At 42.4% G+C, this 16,713-nt stretch carries 13 protein-coding genes and 1 riboswitch; of the genes, 10 read left to right on the forward strand and 3 right to left on the reverse strand.

All coding sequences use genetic code 11. The features are described from left to right. Positions 1 to 21 precede the first annotated feature (21 nt). The 9 genes from A5883_RS04860 to efp all read left to right on the forward strand — a co-directional run bounded on the left by A5883_RS04860 (position 22) and on the right by efp (position 13,168). Positions 22 to 1,164, forward strand: coding sequence for a glucose-1-phosphate adenylyltransferase (locus tag A5883_RS04860; protein WP_086338081.1), 1,143 nt, complete (start codon positions 22 to 24; stop codon positions 1,162 to 1,164). After that, positions 1,154 to 2,305 carry a glucose-1-phosphate adenylyltransferase subunit GlgD gene (gene glgD / locus A5883_RS04865; RefSeq protein WP_016613233.1) on the forward strand — a complete coding sequence of 384 codons (1,152 nt, stop codon included), beginning with the start codon at positions 1,154 to 1,156 and terminating at the stop codon, positions 2,303 to 2,305. Before A5883_RS04860 ends, glgD begins: the two co-directional genes overlap by 11 nt. Beyond that, a complete protein-coding gene (gene glgA / locus A5883_RS04870; RefSeq protein WP_016621303.1) occupies positions 2,302 to 3,735 on the forward strand; it encodes a glycogen synthase GlgA in 1,434 nt (477 codons plus the stop codon). The genes glgD and glgA overlap by 4 nt, the downstream gene beginning before the upstream one ends. Positions 3,736 to 3,852: 117 nt before the next feature. Continuing rightward, the gene (locus A5883_RS04875) at positions 3,853 to 6,306 is read left to right on the forward strand and encodes a glycogen/starch/alpha-glucan phosphorylase (RefSeq protein WP_086338082.1); all 2,454 of its coding nucleotides are present in this window, start codon (positions 3,853 to 3,855) and stop codon (positions 6,304 to 6,306) included. Between the two features lie 81 nt (positions 6,307 to 6,387). Further along, entirely contained in the window at positions 6,388 to 7,149 is a 762-nt protein-coding gene (locus tag A5883_RS04880) for a hypothetical protein (protein ID WP_016613236.1), read from the forward strand. Positions 7,150 to 7,559: 410 nt separating this feature from the next. Then, entirely contained in the window at positions 7,560 to 10,559 is a 3,000-nt protein-coding gene (locus tag A5883_RS04885) for a WxL domain-containing protein (protein WP_086338083.1), read from the forward strand. A gap of 362 nt (positions 10,560 to 10,921) precedes the next feature. Further along, positions 10,922 to 11,491 carry a DUF2179 domain-containing protein gene (locus A5883_RS04890; RefSeq protein WP_005236782.1) on the forward strand — a complete coding sequence of 190 codons (570 nt, stop codon included), beginning with the start codon at positions 10,922 to 10,924 and terminating at the stop codon, positions 11,489 to 11,491. Between the two features lie 103 nt (positions 11,492 to 11,594). Then, entirely contained in the window at positions 11,595 to 12,533 is a 939-nt protein-coding gene (locus A5883_RS04895; RefSeq protein ID WP_086338715.1) for a cation diffusion facilitator family transporter, read from the forward strand. A 74-nt stretch (positions 12,534 to 12,607) separates the two neighbouring features. Next, positions 12,608 to 13,168 carry an elongation factor P gene (gene efp / locus A5883_RS04900; RefSeq protein ID WP_005229668.1) on the forward strand — a complete coding sequence of 187 codons (561 nt, stop codon included), beginning with the start codon at positions 12,608 to 12,610 and terminating at the stop codon, positions 13,166 to 13,168. Between the two features lie 62 nt (positions 13,169 to 13,230). Here the strand turns inward: efp and A5883_RS04905 are convergent, their stop codons facing one another. After that, entirely contained in the window at positions 13,231 to 14,442 is a 1,212-nt protein-coding gene (locus tag A5883_RS04905; protein WP_086338084.1) for a chloride channel protein, read from the reverse strand. Positions 14,443 to 14,536: 94 nt separating this feature from the next. Beyond that, a riboswitch (Fluoride riboswitch) is annotated at positions 14,537 to 14,609 on the reverse strand. Positions 14,610 to 14,840: 231 nt separating this feature from the next. Here A5883_RS04905 and A5883_RS04910 point away from each other — a divergent pair. Further along, positions 14,841 to 15,533: a hypothetical protein gene (locus A5883_RS04910; protein ID WP_086338085.1), complete on the forward strand. Its 693-nt coding sequence runs from the start codon at positions 14,841 to 14,843 to the stop codon at positions 15,531 to 15,533. An 83-nt stretch (positions 15,534 to 15,616) separates the two neighbouring features. On the opposite strand, the gene A5883_RS04915 is transcribed toward A5883_RS04910, so the two are convergent. Next, entirely contained in the window at positions 15,617 to 15,895 is a 279-nt protein-coding gene (locus A5883_RS04915; RefSeq protein ID WP_005236776.1) for a GIY-YIG nuclease family protein, read from the reverse strand. Then, positions 15,885 to 16,619 (reverse strand): tRNA1(Val) (adenine(37)-N6)-methyltransferase, encoded by a 735-nt coding sequence (locus tag A5883_RS04920; protein ID WP_005236774.1) that lies wholly within the window; start codon positions 16,617 to 16,619, stop codon positions 15,885 to 15,887. Before A5883_RS04920 ends, A5883_RS04915 begins: the two co-directional genes overlap by 11 nt. Between the last annotated feature and the right edge of the window lie 94 nt (positions 16,620 to 16,713).

Here is a 16,713-nt window from a genome sequence, read left to right on the forward strand (position 1 = left end):
GTGAGTAGATCACCAAACAAAATGAAAACAGAAATGTTAGCAATGATCCTCGCAGGAGGACAAGGGACTCGTTTAGGGAAACTAACAAAAAATATTGCCAAGCCAGCAGTTCCGTTTGGCGGCAGGTATCGGATCATCGATTTCACGTTGAGTAATTGTGTCAATTCTGGAATCAAAAATGTGGGTATAGTCACGCAGTACCAACCTTTAGCACTGAACAATCATATCGGCAATGGCGCCAGTTGGGGATTGGATGGAATCAGTACCGGTGTGACGATTTTACAGCCATATTCAAATTCAGAAGGCGAAAAATGGTTTGAGGGAACTGCCCATGCCATCTATCAAAACATCGCCTATATCGATGAGATGGACCCGCAATACGTCTTGATTTTGTCCGGCGACCATATCTACAAAATGGATTACGAAGAAATGCTGGAAAAACACAAAGAAAATGATGCTTCATTGACGGTTGCAGTTCTCGAAGTTCCGATGAAAGATGCTTCTCGTTTCGGAATCATGAATACTGATAAAAATGACCGCATCATCGAATTTGATGAAAAACCAGCCGAACCAAAAAGCAATCTTGCTTCGATGGGGATCTATATATTTGATTGGAGTCGTCTACGCAGTATGCTATTGAGTAACTACACAAAAGACGGCGAAATGGTCGATTTTGGGAAACATGTCATTCCTTCTTATCTAGAAAGCGGCGACAACGTTTTTGCCTATCGCTTCTCTGGCTATTGGAAAGACGTAGGAACGATCGATTCCTTATGGGAAGCCAACATGGAATTTATTGATCCAGCCATGGAGTTGAATATCCGGGATAAAAGCTGGCAAGTGTTCTCCAAAAACCCAATCGCACCGCCGCACTTTGTAACTGAAACCGGTGCTGCTAAAAATTCGCTTGTGATGGACGGCTGCTATGTTGCTGGGGAGATCGAGCACAGTATTTTATCAGAGAACGTGCAAGTGAAAGAAGGCTCGACTATCAAAGATAGCGTGATCATGCCTGGAGCGGTGATTGGCAGAAATGTCAAATTAAATCGAGTGATTGTTGGGGAAAATGCAGTGATTGGTGACGACGCAGAGATCGATGGAACAGACGAAATTGCCGTAGTCGGCTATTCTGAAATTTTAGGGGTGACGATTGATGAGAACTAATAAAATGTGTGCAATTTTAGGGAACCTACAGCGATACCAAGACTTGATGCCATTAACGGAGAATCGTCCGCTGTCGACCTTGTTGTTTGACTGCAAATATCGCTTGCTGGATTTCAATCTTTCAAGTATTGAAAATGCCAACATCAAACAAGTCTACATGATTTTCAATGAAGGAGAGACTCAGTCGGTCTTTGATCATATCGGCGGTGGAAAAGAGTGGAACTTGGACGGTGTTCAAAACCGGTTCTTTATTCACTTATTTCAAGACTCATTGAAAAAGCAAGCCGAAGGGCAAGAGTACTACTATAACGTCATTGACTATTTGGAAAAATCGAAATCAGATCACACTGTATTTATGGGCAGCAAAATCTTATGCAACATCGATTTGCGCGCTTTGCTGAAAATTCATCAACTACAAGGCAATGAAATGACTGTGGTGTATAAACGCATCGGCAGTGACAATGTTTCTGAAAGTGACTTGTTGTTTAATGTTGACAGTGAAGGACACTTAGAAGAAGCGATCCAAGCGAAAAAAGGGGAAGTTGGCTCCCTAGTCAACTTGTGTACGGATATTTTTATCATTCAAACGGATCGTCTGATCGCGGCTCTTAAAGAAGGGCAAAAAGTTGGCGCAACGGCAGATCTCGGTCAATTTTTACGAGAGATGATCTCTGTGGAGAACACTGGCCTATATGAGTACACTGGTTACTTAAGTAACATTTATGATATCTCTTCTTATTATCAAACAAATATGGACATGCTAGATGTGCATAAATTCACTTCATTGCTTTATTCGAATCAAAAAATCTATACCAAATTGAAGAATGAAGTACCAACCTATTACTCGGAAACGTCTGAGGTGAAAAATAGCCACTTTGCTTCTGGTTGCATCGTTGAAGGCTCTGTCGAGCAGTCACTGGTTGCTCGCCGTACGAAAATCCATCCTGAGGCAAAAGTCAAAGGCGCGATCATTTTCGGAAATAACGAAATCAAAGCAGGTGCCGAAGTCTCTTATGCGATCTTAGATAAAAATGTAACCATCGCAGAAGGTGTAAAAGTGCAGGGAACCAAAGAAACGCCGATTGTCATTAAGAAGAATTCTCATGTGACAGAAGATGTAATCGGAGGAGCAAGCGCATGAAGGTTTTGTTTACAGCAGCAGAGTGCGCTCCGTTTTTTAAAACAGGCGGGTTAGGGGATGTTGCAGGTGCATTGCCAAAAGAGTTGGTCAAAAAAGGCGTCGAGACAGTTGTCGTCTTACCTTATTTCACGAAAATGCCTGCCGAATACCAAGACCAAATGGAAGATTGTTTTTCCTTTGAAGTGGCGGTCGGCTGGCGCAAGCAATATTGTGGAATCAAAAAATTAGTTCTAGGCGCTGTGACTTATTATTTCATAGACAATCTCTACTATTTTGGTCGCGAACGGCTCTATGATTTTTATGATGATGGGGAACGCTTTGCTTTCTTCCAATTAGCCGTGATCGAAATGATGGAACGCATTGAATTTATTCCAGACGTCGTACATGTCAATGATTACCATACGGCGATGATTCCGTTCTTGATCAAAGAAAAATATCATTGGATCCAAGCGTATCAAAACATACGCACCGTTTTGACGATCCATAACATTGGGTTTCAAGGGTGGTATAGTCGCGATATTTTACCGGATCTTTTTGGGATGGGTACGGAAAGATATGATGATGGAACCTTGCGTTTAAACGATTGCTTGAACTTTATGAAAGCAGGAATCTTGTATGCGGACCGCATCACGACCGTCAGTCCTTCCTATAGTGAAGAAATCAAAACAGCTGAGTTTGGTTGTGGTCTTGAAGTCATTTTACGCATGGAAAGTGGCAAGCTAAGCGGTATCTTGAATGGAATTGATTATGAAATGAATGATCCAGAAACCGATCCTCATTTGGACTATCCTTTCAGTGTCGAGGATTTATCAGGAAAAGCTAAAAACAAGCGAGCGCTACAAGAACAGTTTGGCTTGCCAACTCGTAAAGAGGTTCCGTTGATTTCCGTTGTCAGTCGTTTGACCACTCAAAAGGGGTTCCATTTAGTTCTTGAAGAAATGGAAAACCTCTTGCAGTTTGATGTCCAGTTTATCCTATTGGGAACCGGTGAGCATGATTTTGAAGAAGGCTTTCGCTACTTTGCGCAGAAATATCCTGACAAATGTGCTGCCGCGATTTCTTTTGATATTGCACTGGCGCAAAAGTTATACGCAGCAGCGGATCTCTTCTTGATGCCTTCGGCTTTTGAACCATGTGGACTATCGCAGATGATCGCGATGCGTTATGGTACATTACCGATCGTTCATGAAATCGGTGGCTTGAAAGATACGGTGGATTCCTATAATCCGATCACGAAACAAGGAACCGGCTTTGGCTTCCAAGAGTTTTCACCTTTTTACTTGATGAATGCTTTAAAACAGGGGATTGAATTGTATGAATCGGATCCGACAACATGGACGGCATTAGTCAAGCAAGCAATGAAAAAAGATTTTAGCTGGAATCAAAGCTCAGATCTTTATGTTGAGTTGTATAATAATATCAAAGTTTGATTGTTTTAAGACAGAAGAATCCTTGTCTGCAACAGAACGGCTAGTTGTATGACTAGCCATTCTGGCGGCAAGAATTCTTCTTTTTTATAAACGGTTAGCATAAAGGAGTGTAACCCTATGACAAAAGAACGATTGCGTGATCTGTTAGAAACCAACGTGCACGAACTGTTTGCGATAGAGATCGATGAAGCATCACCGCAGGAATTGTTTCAGGCGCTAGCCAATGTCGTGAAGCAAATGTATTCAGAAGACTGGCGTCAGACCAGAAAAAATCTCTTGTTGGAGGATCAGAAACAAGCGTATTATTTTTCAATCGAATTTTTACCCGGCAAAATGTTAAAGAGTAATCTGTTAAATATGCAGCTGTTGGAGCAAGCGGAAGCCGTTTTTGAAGAGTTAGGGTTTTCACTTGACGATGTTGCAGAGACGGAAAAAGACATGGCTTTAGGCAACGGGGGACTCGGTCGCTTAGCGTCTTGTTTTATGGATTCATTGGCTTCTTTAGGTTTGCCGGGAAATGGCAATGGGATCCGCTATCGCTACGGATTATTTAAACAAAAATTTATTGACGGTCATCAAGTAGAGTTGCCCGATGACTGGTTGCGTTCGGGGAATGTTTGGGAAGTCCGCAAAGAAAGCAAGGCGGTGCCTATTCGTTTCGGGGGCCATGTCTATCTCGTTACCGGAGAGGACGGGAAATTAGCCCCAGTTTATGAAGGTGGCTTTACCTGGCGGGCGGTTCCTTATGATACAGCAATGGTTGGCTACCAAAATCACCATCTCAATACCTTGCGTTTATGGAGTGTTGAGGTTCCTGCCGAAGATGAGGCGCACTACGCGACACTAGAATCGCGGCAAGCATTGGAAAATCTGACAGCGGTCTTGTATCCCGATGATTCCAATGAGACAGGCAAACGGACCCGGCTGATGCAAGAATACTTTTTTGTGTCTGCAGGGATCCAAAGTATCGTCCGTTATTATAAAAAAATGAATTTACCTTTGGCCATGATGAGTGAACGAGTAGCGATCCACATCAATGATACGCACCCAGCCCTTTGCGTCCCAGAACTGATGCGCATTTTAGTTGATGAAGAAGGTCTTGCTTGGGAACAAGCGTGGTCGATCACCGTGAAAGTCATGAGTTATACGAACCATACGATCATGGCGGAAGCCTTAGAAAAATGGCCCGTGCGCATGATTGAAGAAGTTTTGCCGAGAATGGATCAGATCATCAAAGAAATTGATCACCGTTTTGTGGAAACGATGCAAGGGGTCCATCCGCAAGCCTTACTGGAACGGACGCGAATCATTATTGATGATCAAGTCCATATGGCACATCTCGCGATCATCGGCAGCCACAGTGTCAATGGCGTAGCCAAGCTCCATTCTGATTTACTAAAATCAGTGGTACTCCATGACTTTTATCTTATTTATCCTGCCCGTTTCAACAATAAGACCAACGGCATCGCGCAACGGCGTTGGCTTCAGCTAGCCAATCAACCGTTAGCCAAAGTATTGGATCAGTCCATCGGTACAAGCTGGCGCAATGATCCATTAGACCTGCAACTACTCAAAAACTATTATGAGGACGAAACTGTTCTCCAACAAATTGCCGACGCAAAAATGAGTAACAAGCGTGCACTGGCACAGTACATTCAAAAAGCAACGGGCATCACAGTAGATCCGACGGCAATATTTGATGTGCAGATCAAGCGTCTGCATGCATACAAACGACAATTACTAAATCTTATGAATATTCTAAAGCTCTACTTTGAGGTCAAAGACGATCCAACTGCTGCGTTTCATCCAAGAGTCTTTCTCTTTGGTGCCAAAGCCGCGCCAAGCTATCACTACGCAAAATCGATCATTAAAGTCATCAATGAAGTGGCGAATCTGATCAATCATGATGAAACCATCAATGATAAAATCAAGGTTGTTTTTTTAGAAAATTACAACGTTTCTTTAGCAGAAAAAATTATCCCAGCAGCGGATGTCAGTGAACAAATATCATTGGCCTCCAAAGAAGCTTCAGGGACAAGTAATATGAAGTTGATGCTAAATGGGGCAGTAACGATCGCCACTTTAGATGGTGCCAATATTGAGATTCGAGATGCAATCGGTGATGAAAACATCGCGATCTTTGGGCTAACCGAAGAAGAAGTGTATCAGTATTACGCCCAGCGTAATTATTCTGCCTATGCGTATTATGAGTCAGATCCACTATTGCAACGTGTAGTCAATGCCTTTATTGACGGGACAATCCCCAATATTCAAGTAGAAGGCCGCGAGATTTTTGATTCACTTTTGAAATACAATGATGAGTACTTTTTATTAAGAGATTTCCACGCCTATTGTGATGCACAGCATCGGGTGGATATTGCTTATCAAGATACTCATCGCTGGCAAAAAATCAGTTTAATGAATATTGCGAATGCTGGGAAGTTTTCGGCGGATGAAACGGTGCGAAATTATGCAGCAGATATTTGGCAGATCGATCCATTATTTGCCCATATCAAAGAACCAAATGCGGCAAGCTTGACGGAGTCAGTGCCTCCAAGGGGAGACAATTGAAGCGACTTCGGTTGAAATGGCGCAGTCTTTCGTGAAATTCTCTTTTATTTGTGGTATGATGAAAAAAATGCATGTAAGAGGATGAGTACAGTGGCAAATTATTTAGATGTGAAACGAAAACACTTCCGTTTTCCTGCTTATGATGATACAGACGGTGTGAAGCTTCAATCCGAGCATCGCCCCGCATTCAGTAAAGCAGATGATTGGATTTTAACCGAAATCAAAGATCCCGTGAGTCATTCTCACAAGGAAGAAAATCAATCTTTGCAGCGTAAAGTGCATTCCAGCCAACGCGATCGAGGGCACAATGTTCGTCAAAAAGAAGAGCTTGCCAATCACCGTGCCAACTTGCCTCAGTACGGAAAACGTCCGGTGAAAGAGCAGATGCCGACAGGAAAAACCAATTTTTTTGGCAAAGAAGCGAACCATTCTTCTTATCAAGTTACTAGTAAGAAGGAAAAAGCTGAGGTTCCTGTTTCTTCGAAAAAAGAATATTCGGGACGCTCTTACTTCGTGCCTAAATATATTCCTGCATCAATTATTCCAGATGAGCAAAAACCTGAAATTACGCCGAACGATTTGATGGATGCAATGGCAAAAAAACAAGAAAGTTATTTGTTATTTGATACTGAACCAGCAGCTTATCAAGTCAAAGAAGAAAGCGATCCAACCGTCAAAAAATTCAATCGCCACCCCTCTGTTGGGATGACACGCAGCGAGTTTCGGGCCAACAATAAAAAAAATGGTGAGAAAAAACGGTCCGTTTTAGATCGATCATTAAAAGGAATGATTGAAGACGATCAACAAGAAGAATCTTCAAATGGCTATTTTCGTTCTAAATAGTAGAGACAGTTACTCTTAATAGAAGTAGTCCTTTGAGCATAACGATGAATGATTTCAGCTAGATGGCGAACATCTAGCTGTTTTTTTTTGTGTGCTGAAACTGCCGATTTCACAAAATACTTAGTCGAATTACATTTTTCACCGACTGAGGAATATTCTGATTTTACTAAGCAATAGCGTGGGCTATAGAATAAAGTGAAACGATCAAAACCATCGTTATTTATAATGTTTGTTATTTTAATTGGCGATTTCTTTTGTCATTTAAAATCGATGGCAGGATTGTGGTTTTCTGATCAGCCGTAATTGAAAAAAGGAAGCAAGCGTCCTGATGGTTATAGCTGCTCTTTGGGAAGGACTGATCCATGATCGATTTCAAGTGAAAGATACGCTGAAAGGTGGGGCATCAACAAATGAACAAGAAAAAGAGAAAGGTATATTTCACCATCATTATTGGCTTACTTGGAGGACTCTACTTTTTTTCAACCATGAGTGTGTTTTCTTCAAACATTTTCTTTGCTGCACAGCTGGAGGAAGAAACGGTTGCGAGTGACCCATTCGAACCGATACGAGAGAAAGAGGCTGAGGGAAAAGTTGCCATTTATTTTGATGAATCAACGAAAGCCGGGACTGTAGGAGACATGTTACTAGTTGCGTTTCATACGGGCCGTCCCATTAGTGAAATAGCGATCCGGTTGCCGCAATCTGCGGTTTTTGTTGAAGAGGAGTTGCCAAAGGGAGTCAAAATTACGTCAACCACTGAAGAGAATGGTTGGAAACTAACGACTGATATCCCTAGAAGTGATTTTTTGGTTCCATTGGTAGTTGATACAGCAGGGACGTTTCCATTTGAAGTAGCAGAATCAATAATAATACTTGAAATAAAGGAAGCACGGGAGACAAACCCTACGGATACACAAGAGGATGCGCTAACCGATTCGAGTGACTCCACTGATCAATTCGATCAAGAGGACAAAGAGGATCAATTACCAAAAGAGAAGGAAATAGAAAGCCAGATTCCTGACGAATCAGAGTCAGATCCTGGCAATCTATATCTGTTAGGCGACGACGTAAAAAAGAGAGGGGTTGCTGACTGGGTCGAATTTATGGCTGCAATGGTCGATACGACGGTCAATTATATTTATTTGACAGCCAGTTTTCAAACGAACGATAATCCTCGTTTAGGCATTACGGGAATTGACGGCTGGAGCAGCAGCGCCAATCCTAATGGCGGATTAGCCTATGTTTATATCAATGCCTCGAGAGTTTCAAGGACGTTAATCATCGATGGTCTCGACACCTTTCAGATGGATCTTAGAGCCGTAGCGATCTGTTTTCGCGATTCGAGTGTCAATCCTGATTCCCCATGGGACATTACCTTGCAAAATTTGGAACTTTACCATGGAAACTTTTGGGGGGCAATTGAATATCATGATTTGAACATGTCAAATCAGCAGCGTTCAATCATTCGGTACCACAATCTCAACCATACTGGCAATCAGTTGTTTTACGGTTTGCACTCTCGAGCCAGCTTTTCTGGACATTCGGTTTCACACCAAACGCCTAGATATACATCAGACTTCAATGCTTCTTGGATGATTCACTCGAACACCCAAGCGAATTTTGAAATCAACCAAATCGAGCTTCGTGAGGGAGCAAACGTCGAAATGTCGACGATCAGCTCAGGAAATCTTGATTTTTATAATACGAATGCGCGTCTCATACTAGGGAATAATGCCCGACTATCATTAAATGCCAACGGTTCAGCTGGCGAAGCAGGCGGTGCCAATATTCGCTTTGTCGCTGGCAATGGACGCATTGAGTTAGGAAAAGGTGCGGAATTGGCATTAAATACACAAAACAACAGTCCGGCAGTCATCACATCAGGCACGCCCCATGATATTCGCTTAATGGAAAAAAGTCGCTTGTCAGTTACTGCTACAAACCGAACGTTGTACAGTCATATTTTCTGGTTAAGTGCCAATACGCATGTCACCTTAGAAGACAGCAGCACCTTAGAGGTTGAAGCAACAAATCAAAATACAACCGCAAATATCTTCCACTTCTCTGGCACGACTGGCAATCTCAACGTGGGCAAAGATGCTACCTTAGATATTCGTTCGGACAGCCCACAAGCTGTCCAACGGCTACTTTTCTTTACCGGTGCCAACAATCCCGCAAGATTGACGATCGACGATGCCAAGCGTGTCAATTTGCAAAGAACCCGCGCCATAACGACCACCACAAATGGTCTAATTGAAGGGGGAGGAATCACTGCAAAGAATCAGGCGATTCGCCAGTGGCGGCATGGAAATACAGGAGATCCATCTGATTTTCAGTGGCAACCGATTCTGTCCATGACTGCGGCGATTTCCGGAACCAACACCAATGTGACCAATGTATCTTCACTGAATGAGGAAACAAGTCGAGGGTTTGCCTCGCAGTTTGCTTCTCGTTCACAACGTCTATTATTTGAGAGAATCCCAGACATCACGGTGACCATCGATCCTTTGACAGAAGATAGAACCTTACCTAATGCCTATACGATTTCGGGAACCGCCAATCCTGGTAGCTACCTTCGATTTCAAAGAGAGGGGCTGATGCCAGAACCGACGCTTGAAACGCCAGTCGATAGTGCCGGCAATAGCGAGTACTTTCACACACAAGCGGGTGAAAATGGGCACTATTTACTTGATCTATCTGATTTAGAACCTTTCCAGTATTTTACACAAGGTGAGGTGGTCACCGCTCAGGCATTTCTTGATGGTAAATGGGCAGAAGCATCAACCACTGTGGAACCCATTGGTGACGTTGACCCAAAAGATCCCCTTGATCCTGATCAACCGATTCTACCTGAAAATCCACCATTGATACCAGAAAATCGCGGGTTTATCAGTATAGACTTTGTTTCACAATTCGATTTTGGTACAGTACCGATTCGCTCGTCGACAAGCCGCTATCCGGCGCGTCCGCAACGAATTTCTTCAGTGGATGATCATGAATCAACCGAACGACCAAACTATATTCAGGTTTCCGATCGTCGATTTCTCCCAAATGGCTGGACCTTGAGTGCCCGATTATCTGAGGAAGGGTTCGTAAGCACGGATGCGTTTAAGCACTATTTAAAAGGAGCGAGTGTGCATTTGAATAATATTGAAATGGTCACCTCTAAAGAAAATCGCTCTGAAGCACCAGACTACGTTGAAGCAATTGAGCTAGGACCGCAGAACCAAGTGATTGCACGTGCCAATGAAAATCAAGGGACGGGTACTTGGATTCAACGCTATGGAAACGAGCATACCATGCAAAAAAGTGTCGAGCTGGAAATCCCTATTGGCGCGAGGCCGCAAGCAACAAGTTATCAAGGAACCCTTCGTTGGGAGCTGAGTTTCGTACCTGGTGCTGACGAATAACCCCTTGGAAAACAAGTAAGCATGTTCTGCAATCGTGAATATGATCGAACACTGTAAAAGTTGCTCAGACAAAAAGAAGTCCAGTTGCCATTGGACTTCTTTTTTGTCTGAAACAGACGAGCGGTGGTTTAAACTGCTTTTCCCACTTTGGTGGATATGCTTTTCGATCAATAGAAGAGAGTGAAACCACAGGCAATGGACCAATGAGCAAAATCATGACATGGTAGTGATCAATGAAATCACTTAAGCACTATATCTTCCCCAGTATAAATTTTATTTAGCTATTTTAGTAATTAAATCCTGCTCAAATATTTTAATTTTCTCTTGCCTTTTGATATGCTAAGAACAAGGGGGAATCAAAGATGGAAGTTGATCTACAAATGCTGGCGATGATTTTCTTTATCAATCTCGCCTATGTCACATTGAACACACTGCGATTTTTATTGACAATGAAAGGGTATCGCGTGATTGCCCCATTAGTGAGTATGATCGAAATCACGATCTATATTTTAGGCTTATCTATGGTATTGGATCGTTTGGATAACCCGCTGAATCTCTTATTCTATGCATTAGGTTATGCTGCAGGAGTCAGTATTGGTATCAAAATCGAAGATAAGCTGGCTCTGGGCTATACAATGGTCACAGTGATCCTACCTAGTAATACGGATGAGGAAAAAAGTTTGCCTAAGATCTTACGACAAGAAGGCTACGGAGTTACACAAAGTTATGGAGAAGGCTTAGAAGGGCCACGACTGATTTTAGAGATTCTTTCCCAAAGAAAAAGTGAGAAAAAGCTCTATCAAACCATCAAAGCGGTGGAAGAACGAGCGTTTATCATCAGCTATGAACCCAAGTATATTTCGGGCGGTTTTTGGACCAAAAAAATCAGCCGTAGAGAGGCGAAGTTGAAAAAGCAAGCACCTGTTGATTGAGGAACTAGAGGCAGCTTGATCCATTCGTGAAGAATAGTTGCATAATAAGCAGGGAGTTTATTGATGAGAGGAAGCGTAAGGTGTGGAAAAGAAAGCAAATGGTATGATGGCGGTCATCGCTGCCCTGATCTCAAATATTTTGGTGGCTATTAGTAAGTTTGTCGGTTATGCACTAAGTGGCAGTGCAGCCATGTTGAATGAAAGCATTCATAGTGTCGTGGATTGTAGCAATCAAATCTTTTTATTGATCGGGGATAAACGGGCAACAAAGGGCCAAAGTGAACTGCATCAGTTTGGAGAAGGTCGGGCGAAATATTTTTTTAGCACGATCGTTGCGATGATGCTCTTCTTTGGTGGGGGCGCACTCGGTGTGATGGAAGCGGTAGAAAAGCTGCTGCATCCTGCCCATGAAGTTGGTAACGCTTGGTTGGTGATCGCTATTTTGATTTTCGGGATGATCGTTGAAGGAAGTTCGTTGTGGATCGCGATCAAGGAGATCCGCGAACTGAATGTGGAACGTCAACCAATCTATCGTTTTTTGAAAGAAAGTCGGCATAGTGAGATTCTGATCATTTTCACAGAAGACTTTTGTGCAATGATCGGCCTAATGATCGCACTATTTGGTACGATTTTAACCATGATTACGGGTAACGCATTTTTTGATGTCTTCAGTGGTTTGTTGATTGGTCTTTTATTGATGGTAGCAGCCATTTTCTTAGCCCGCGAATTTTACAGTCTACTGATTGGCGAAAGTGTCACAAAACGGGATCTAGCAGTGATCAAAAGAGCATTTGAACGGCCAGATGTTGATCGCTTGATTGATGTTAAAACGGTGCATTTAGGACCATCAGAAATTTTGATTGCGGCAAAAGTTGATATTGCCTCGAAACAAGAAGAGGTCGGCTATGAGATCATTAATGAGATTGAAGCCGAGATTCGACACCAGATGGCAGATAAAAAAGTCTATATTTATATTGAGACAGATGAGTATGACCCTCACTATATGGAGAAACGCCGTAAACTTGTGCGACCTTCCCACTGATTTAGCTAGAATAAAGCAGCTTTTTTTGATACAATAGACAAGGATTATCACATAGTGAAGGAGATTTCAAAATTATGATCAATGCAAGTGACTTAAGAGCTGGAATGACATTCGTTCAAGACGGCAAACTTATCAAAGTATTAGATGCTAGCCATCACAAACCAGGTAAGGGAAATACGGTTATGCGTATGAAATTACGGGACGTTCGGACTGGTTCGACTTATGATACAACCTTCCGTCCAGAAGAAAAATTTGAAAAAGCGCATATTGATACGAAAGCTGTACAATATCTATACACAATGGATGATACAGCATTCTTCATGGATCTGGAAACCTATGAACAATATGAAATTCCAGTTGAAGTGGTAGAAGAAGAAATGAAATTTATTCTTGAAAACATGGAAGTGAAAATCCAATTCTTCGGCAGCGAAGTAATCGGCGTTCAACTACCATCAAGCGTAATCTTAAAGGTTGTTGAAACACAGCCGTCGATCAAAGGGGCGACTGTGACTGGTTCAGGCAAGCCAGCAACGATGGAAACTGGCTTAGTTGTCAATGTTCCTGACTTTGTTGAAGAAGGCGAAATGCTAGAAATCAATACAGCTGAAGGTACCTACTTAAAACGTGCGAAATAAGAAAAAAACCGCGACTTGTTCGCGGTTTTTTCTTTTGCTCTGGAGGAGGGATCAAAAGTGAATCATTTCCCGTCTGCCAATGATTTTTGTAAGGGATAAATACTATAGGGTTTACTGATAAAGTAGGCGACGGAGCAGACGATCACAAACAAGGGCAGATTTTCAAAGCCAAAGACTTCCCCACCGATAAAGATCGGTGCAAATAAAGTGCTAGTAGCACTGCCAAAGACACTGGCATAGCCTAGGGCGGCCACCAGTTCGATAGGCAGTCCGAAGAGCGGTGCCAGCACGACGCCCAAAGAGGCGCCGATCGCAAACAAAGGGGTGACTTCTCCGCCCAAAAAACCAATACTGATAGTCAGTACAGTTAACACCATCTTAAGCAGCCAGTCATAAGAATAGATTGGTTGATTCGTGAAACTAGCGCTGATCAAATTCGTTCCTAAACCTGAATAACGACCATGATACAAAAGGACAAAAAGTAAGACTAGCACGAGTGAACCGATGCCGATGCGCCAGAGAGGATGAGGAAAGCGTCGTTTCATGATCCGTTTCATCGTTTCTAATAATCCCGCAAAGCTGCCACCAACAATACCAAATATTAAGCCAATCAAAAGTAATTTCAGAAAAACAGCCAAAGTCAAATCGGGGGACGGTGACAAAGCAAAACTAAATTTTTCTAATCCTAACAATTGAGAAGTCGTACTAGCAGTGAAAGCAGCCAGCAAAGTTGGTAAGAGTGCATGATGACTGAATTTACCGATGACAAGTACCTCCAGTGCGAAGAACGTCGCAGCGATCGGGGTTTCAAATAAACCAGCAAATCCCGCAGCCATCCCAATCATGATCAGGGTGCTGGCGTACTTTTCTAGTCGCAGCCATTTTCCTAAGCGATTGGCGATGGTGGCACCTAACTGAACCGCAACCCCTTCTCTGCCAGCGCTTCCTCCAAATAAATGCGTCAGCCAGGTTCCCACCATTACAAAAGGAATCAAGCGCAACGGAATGTCTTTTTCTTCTTCATGTCCGACTAAAAACACTAAATTCATTCCCTGAGGACTTCGGTCACCGTACTTTTGGAACAGGTAAGTAAAACAAATGCCGATAATGGGTAAAAAGAGAATCAAGGGCAAAAAATGACTATCACGAAAGGCGCTTAAGGAAAGTAGGATCTTACCAAAGAAGGTGTCGACGGCTCCAGCGAATACGCCAATAACCAGACTGACCACACCTAAAGCAGTCAGTTCCCAATAAGTTGTTTTTTGTTTCATCATTTCTATCACGATCCTTTAAAAAGAATATAGGAACAATGCTCCTGCAAATACGACGACCTAGTGAAAATAAAAAAATGACTGCTACACACTAAAAAAAGTGGTAGAAGTCATTAGCAAAATTGCGGTTTCAGTAAGAACTGAGGGAGACATTCATTCCCGATTAGCATCAATATTATCTGATAAAACCCTCCTTTTGTCAATGGATGTTTGTTGTGAAAAGCAATTCATCTAACACTTATCTTTTCTACATAGTTATGGTAAAATTAATCTCATAAGAACTTATATGGGAATTGAGCGCCTTGAGGATAATTGGCATGAAAAGGGATGAAAGGACGATCCTTCTACTGTTTGACCAAGGGTAAGACAGTGAGTAGTGAGGAATCGAAGAGGAATAAAAAATGGTTGCATTTATGACGAGCGAAAAATGGCTGCAAAGTGAGCGTTTTTATTATGTGATCCTACCAATTCTCATGGTAGTTGGTCTGATTGCGTTATTAGGGTTCCTGATGGTTCTGCTTTATCGAGAAAACCGCAACCCAAAAGTGACGCTATTGCTTGGCGGCATAGTCGTTACGTGTCTATTAGGTTTTTTTATTGGGGATCAAGTGTATGGTGAATTCAAAACGTATAATGCGCTGATCACACCGAATATCCGAGATCGCGAAAAGATGTTTCTAGGCTATAAATATTACGAATCTGATACTACAGCAATTTATCAGCGCATCCAAAGCAATGAAGCGATTGAAACTTTAGGAATCTATCAAGCAATACCGGTGGAACGGGAGATTGAATTTCTTGGTTCTGCTCATAACTCCGTATATTTTAAAATGGGCGCCCAGGTTTACTATGCTCGCTATCAACCGACTTTTGTGGATGAGGAAACAACTGCTAAACTGCAGGGGGTTCAATACCATTTGACTGATCCTTCCTTTAAAACAATTGGTTTCTATTCCGAAACCAACAACTATTTAACGGCAATTACGATTCCAAAGTCCCAAGAAACCCTCGAATATCAATCCGTTGATTCTGTGATCCCGAAAGAATTTGGGAAAAGTCAAACCCAATGGGCGTTACCGAATAGGAATGAATAACGATAAAAAAACTACCTAAGTCACGAAAGAAAGCTCCCTCAAGAAGGAAACTTCCGTGCGCAGGTAGTTTTTTGCATGCTTGGTCAGAGAACATTGCTTTTCCTATGACTGATCAGGTAGTCCTCTTTCTTTTTGCGAGGCAATTTTTTGAAGGCGGCTTCTGCTTGAGTGGCTTTACTGCGAGTGGAAAAGCTTTCCGCATGGATCATTTGCAAGGGTCTGCGACTAGCGGGACGGGTATATTTTGCCCCGATCCCTTTGTTATGCTCTAATAAGCGGCGACTCAAATCGGTAGTATAGCCGCCGTAAAAGGATTGGTCGTTGCAACGTAAGACATAAAAGTAATGGTTGTCAGCAGCCATAGAGCATCGCCTTCACTTCTGGACTATAAGAGCCCGTTTCATCATAGGTAATGAGAGGAGAATCAATTTTAAACCCTTCCGCCTTACCATCCTTGATTCCTTCAATCAATAAAATATTGGCCTCTTTGCCTACTTTCGGATAGACGAAGCGGACTCGTTTTGGCGCGATTCGATGGGTGCGCATATGGTCCAAAATATCGAGAAAGCGATCCGGGCGATGAACCATCGCAAACCTTCCATTCATTTTTAACGCTTTACTGGCGGTTTGGATCACTTCATCTAAATTTGTGGTGATCTCGTGCCGGGCGATCGCTAAATAGGGATTCGGGTTTTTGATCGCCGTCGGTATATTTTTAAAGTAAGGCGGATTGCAGACCAAAAGATCGACGGAATCAGGTTTGATTTTTTGAAAGAGATTCTTCAAATCCATAGGATAGACCGTCAGCTGTTCTTGCAAGTCATTTAATTCGATACTGCGCTGCGCCATATCCGCTAAGCGTTCCTGCAATTCGACCTGATAAATATGAGCAGTCGTTTTTCTGCTGATAAATAAACCGACTGCGCCATTCCCTGCACAAAGGTCAACGATCACACCTCTTTTTGGTACTCTAGCGTAATTGGCTAATAAGACAGCATCTAATGAAAAAGAAAAAACTTCGGAACTCTGAATGATCTTGATGTCATCGGCATACAATTGGTCAATGCGTTCGTTCGGTTGCAACATGAAGCATACTCCTGTTCTAAATTCATTTCAATGTATTATACTACGATTAAGAATAATGGGAAACGCTAAAAAAGGCTTGTCATTTAAACCGTTT

The organism is Enterococcus sp. 5B3_DIV0040, from assembly GCF_002140755.1.
Lineage (GTDB): Bacteria > Bacillota > Bacilli > Lactobacillales > Enterococcaceae > Enterococcus_D > Enterococcus_D casseliflavus.

Coding starts and splice junctions, on each gene's coding strand:
- A5883_RS04860 (WP_086338081.1), top strand. CDS start 22: ATGAAAACAGAAATGTTAGCAATGATCCTCGCAGGAGGACAAGGGACT.
- glgD (WP_016613233.1), top strand. CDS start 1,154: ATGAGAACTAATAAAATGTGTGCAATTTTAGGGAACCTACAGCGATAC.
- glgA (WP_016621303.1), top strand. CDS start 2,302: ATGAAGGTTTTGTTTACAGCAGCAGAGTGCGCTCCGTTTTTTAAAACA.
- A5883_RS04875 (WP_086338082.1), top strand. CDS start 3,853: ATGACAAAAGAACGATTGCGTGATCTGTTAGAAACCAACGTGCACGAA.
- A5883_RS04880 (WP_016613236.1), top strand. CDS start 6,388: ATGAGTACAGTGGCAAATTATTTAGATGTGAAACGAAAACACTTCCGT.
- A5883_RS04885 (WP_086338083.1), top strand. CDS start 7,560: ATGAACAAGAAAAAGAGAAAGGTATATTTCACCATCATTATTGGCTTA.
- A5883_RS04890 (WP_005236782.1), top strand. CDS start 10,922: ATGGAAGTTGATCTACAAATGCTGGCGATGATTTTCTTTATCAATCTC.
- A5883_RS04895 (WP_086338715.1), top strand. CDS start 11,595: ATGATGGCGGTCATCGCTGCCCTGATCTCAAATATTTTGGTGGCTATT.
- efp (WP_005229668.1), top strand. CDS start 12,608: ATGATCAATGCAAGTGACTTAAGAGCTGGAATGACATTCGTTCAAGAC.
- A5883_RS04905 (WP_086338084.1), bottom strand. CDS start 14,442: ATGATGAAACAAAAAACAACTTATTGGGAACTGACTGCTTTAGGTGTG.
- A5883_RS04910 (WP_086338085.1), top strand. CDS start 14,841: ATGGTTGCATTTATGACGAGCGAAAAATGGCTGCAAAGTGAGCGTTTT.
- A5883_RS04915 (WP_005236776.1), bottom strand. CDS start 15,895: ATGGCTGCTGACAACCATTACTTTTATGTCTTACGTTGCAACGACCAA.
- A5883_RS04920 (WP_005236774.1), bottom strand. CDS start 16,619: ATGTTGCAACCGAACGAACGCATTGACCAATTGTATGCCGATGACATC.